The sequence below is a fragment of the Endozoicomonas sp. genome (genome assembly GCF_051008435.1).
Lineage (GTDB): Bacteria > Pseudomonadota > Gammaproteobacteria > Pseudomonadales > Endozoicomonadaceae > Endozoicomonas_A.
The window spans coordinates 1-2854 of sequence record NZ_JBPCXO010000254.1; the positions used below are offsets into that span (position 1 = coordinate 1).

3 protein-coding genes are annotated in these 2854 nt (G+C 48.0%); 2 read left to right on the forward strand and 1 reads right to left on the reverse strand.

Features of this window, described 5'->3' with window-relative positions; all coding sequences use genetic code 11:
* Positions 1-404 precede the first annotated feature (404 nt).
* Together ACR2PX_RS13050 and ACR2PX_RS13055 are read left to right on the forward strand one after the other, a co-directional pair.
* On the forward strand, positions 405-938 hold the full coding sequence (locus tag ACR2PX_RS13050) for a hypothetical protein (protein ID WP_433999792.1): 534 nt from the start codon (positions 405-407) through the stop codon (positions 936-938).
* A gap of 9 nt (positions 939-947) precedes the next feature.
* Positions 948-2549: a BCCT family transporter gene (locus tag ACR2PX_RS13055; protein WP_433999793.1), complete on the forward strand. Its 1602-nt coding sequence runs from the start codon at positions 948-950 to the stop codon at positions 2547-2549.
* A 23-nt stretch (positions 2550-2572) separates the two neighbouring features.
* Here the strand turns inward: ACR2PX_RS13055 and ACR2PX_RS13060 are convergent, their stop codons facing one another.
* On the reverse strand, positions 2573-2707 hold the full coding sequence (locus ACR2PX_RS13060) for a hypothetical protein (RefSeq protein WP_433999794.1): 135 nt from the start codon (positions 2705-2707) through the stop codon (positions 2573-2575).
* Between the last annotated feature and the right edge of the window lie 147 nt (positions 2708-2854).

Genomic DNA, 2854 nt, shown 5'->3' on the forward strand with positions numbered 1-2854 from the left:
CTTATGCGGGCAGAGCTTCATTTACCTCCAGAGCTGAAATAGAGCTGAAATTCCCCCGAATTATTTAAACTGCATTGATCTTCTGCGTCTGTTTTGCCCTTCTTTGGTGAATAGCAAAAAATCAAAAACCTATTCTGTAGGTTTCATGCATTTAGGAGGTGAGAAACCTCTCTCTAATCATGAACTCACGGATTCAGGAATAAGAATAGGGGAACGGATGATTGAACATTTTTTCCTGACATGGGGGTCATCAAATAGGACGGAGTTACCAAAAAATAATATGTCCTGTAGCCTCTGTGCCAGAGGGGAAGGGGAGTGGAATAACCGTATAGTCAGGCTTTCTCCTGTCTCAGGCAGGCTGATTTTGTTAGTATTGCTACCCCCTTAAAGTGTATGGATGTAGTATGAGTGCTAATCAGCTAGCTCTTGAAGATATCACTAACGGCCTTGAAATCATTCGCGTTCGCTATGAAATGCCCGATTCCTCTGCTCTGGTCCGCTATACGACCCGTTTTGACGATGACCAGCCCGAAGAACTGACAGTTAATTCTTCCTGGGGTGATCCTGCTGTCAGCGCCATTAAAACCGGCACCTTTTCTCTCAAAAACCTGGTTAATGAACTTCGGTTTGCTTATGTCCTGGTTCACGCTTTTCCCGATGAGAAGGCCATGGATTATTACCTGGCTGGAATGGATACCGGACTGGCGCAACTGGAATTTATTGGTGGAAACTACGATTTTGATCGTATGTGGGTCACCCGGGGTGTCAGTAATCTGGAATTACCCGTAGCCATTTTTCTGGGTCAGCGTCACGCAGTGAATGCCCAGCCTTCTGTAACGCTCGTTGATCATCGTCAGCAGGCGATGGGCGAGGTGGTTTACCGCGCTGTCCGAGGGGCAGGTGACCATGTAGGTGAAGAGTTTTTTACGCAGGATTAAGGAGTCGGCATGAGAGCTAAGTCCGGTCTTCTACGAGGCCTTAATCCACCCATGGCAGTCACTGCCATGACTATCATAGCCCTGTTTTTATTGGCAGGCGCTTTCCGTCCGGAACTCGCGGCGGAGTCTTTTACCGGCCTGCGGGATTATATTATTGCCGGTTTCAAGTGGTACTACATATTAGTAGTGGCGCTGTTTTTCTTTTTTGCAGTCTTTCTTATCTTCAGTCGTTTTGGTGACATCGTATTAGGCGACGATGACCAGAAGCCTGAGTTCAGTTATTTCTCCTGGTTTTCTATGCTCTTTGGAGCGGGTATGGGGATTGGTCTGATCTTCTGGAGTATTGCTGAACCGATTTTTCATTTTCAGTCTAACCCGTTTATCACTGAAGGTGGCACGCCCGAATCTGCGCAAGTTGCTATGCGTCTGATGTTTTTCCACTGGGGTATGCATCCCTGGGCCATTTATGTTGTGGTGGGTTTATCGCTTGCCTTCTTCAGCTATCGTCGAAAATTGCCACTGGCTATAAGATCGGTTCTTTATCCGATTCTGGGTGAGCGCATTTACGGTTTCTGGGGACATGCCGTGGACGTTCTGGCGGTGTTCGGTACCGTGTTTGGCGTAGCTACTTCACTGGGGCTGGGGGTTTCTCAGGTCAATACTGGCCTGAATCAGTTGCTGGGGATTGATGTTTCCATTACCAACCAGCTAATTCTGATCGCTGTCATTTCCTGTATCGCTACGCTCTCTGTCGTGTCGGGCGTGGGTAAAGGTGTTCGTATTCTGTCAGAGCTGAACCTCTGGCTGAGTATTCTTATTTTGCTGTTCTTTGTTGCACTGGGACCTACTATTTATATTCTCAACAGTTATGTTCAGAATATTGGTGATTACCTGTCGCATATTGTCAGCCTGAGCTTCTGGACGAACTCTGAGGCCGATGGGGTTTCTTCCTGGCAGTCCAGCTGGACCACCTTTTACTGGGGCTGGTGGATTTCCTGGTCACCTTTTGTCGGCATGTTTATTGCGCGCATTTCTAAAGGTCGCACCATCAGAGAATTCGCCATTGGCGTGCTGCTTGTTCCCTCACTCTTGGGCATGTTCTGGTTAACCGCCTTTGGTGGTACTGCACTGCATATTGAACTGTTTGGTTCTGGTGGGGTGATTGATGCCGTCAATAATGATGTCACGGTGGCCTTGTATGAAACCATCAGTCTGATGAATACCGGTTGGATTGAACCGGCAGCCAAGGTTCTGGTGACTTTGCTGATCTGTACTTACTTCATCACATCCTGCGATAGCGGTACGTTGGTAATCACGACATTGTTGTCTGTTGGTGATGATGAACCGCCCATGCGACACAGAATTGTCTGGGGTGTGGGGCAGGGTTTGGTGGCGGCTATTCTGTTGCTAACCGGTGGGCTTGCCGCGCTTCAGGCTGCGTCGATTATTGCCGGCTTGCCTTTCTCAATTATCATGCTGTTTATGTGTTATGCACTGGTGACTGGCCTGCGTAATGAGAAAAACAGGCTCTACGAAGATCGAATTCGATTGAGAGCCCAGGATGCTTCACCTCATATGAACCTCCTGGAACGTATTGGTCCCGGTACCTGAGCGAGTGAATAGTATGGAGCGGTTTATCGGACACTGATGACTGCATCCGGAAACCAGGAAGCGAATGAACCTTTGGGTTGGTTCGCTTCCTGATCCTTCTTCTCTTCCCCATTTCCTTGCTTTCGTTCTCGATAAAACTCCCTCGAATCCGCTGTCATACCCTTAAGCCTTCCGGACCTGATCTAGGAGCCTGTCGGACTTAAGACTATTTCGGCCTAAATTCCAGAAAGAACGGCCCAATTATTCGATGAATTCGATTAAATAGGTCAACTATTCTCACGAATCCATCGAAGCTGTCTAGAACG

What these genes read in the sequence shown, in the direction of transcription:
- ACR2PX_RS13050 (WP_433999792.1), top strand. Translation starts at nt 405, where the DNA reads ATGAGTGCTAATCAGCTAGCTCTTGAAGATATCACTAACGGCCTTGAA.
- ACR2PX_RS13055 (WP_433999793.1), top strand. Translation starts at nt 948, where the DNA reads ATGAGAGCTAAGTCCGGTCTTCTACGAGGCCTTAATCCACCCATGGCA.
- ACR2PX_RS13060 (WP_433999794.1), bottom strand. Translation starts at nt 2,707, where the DNA reads ATGACAGCGGATTCGAGGGAGTTTTATCGAGAACGAAAGCAAGGAAAT.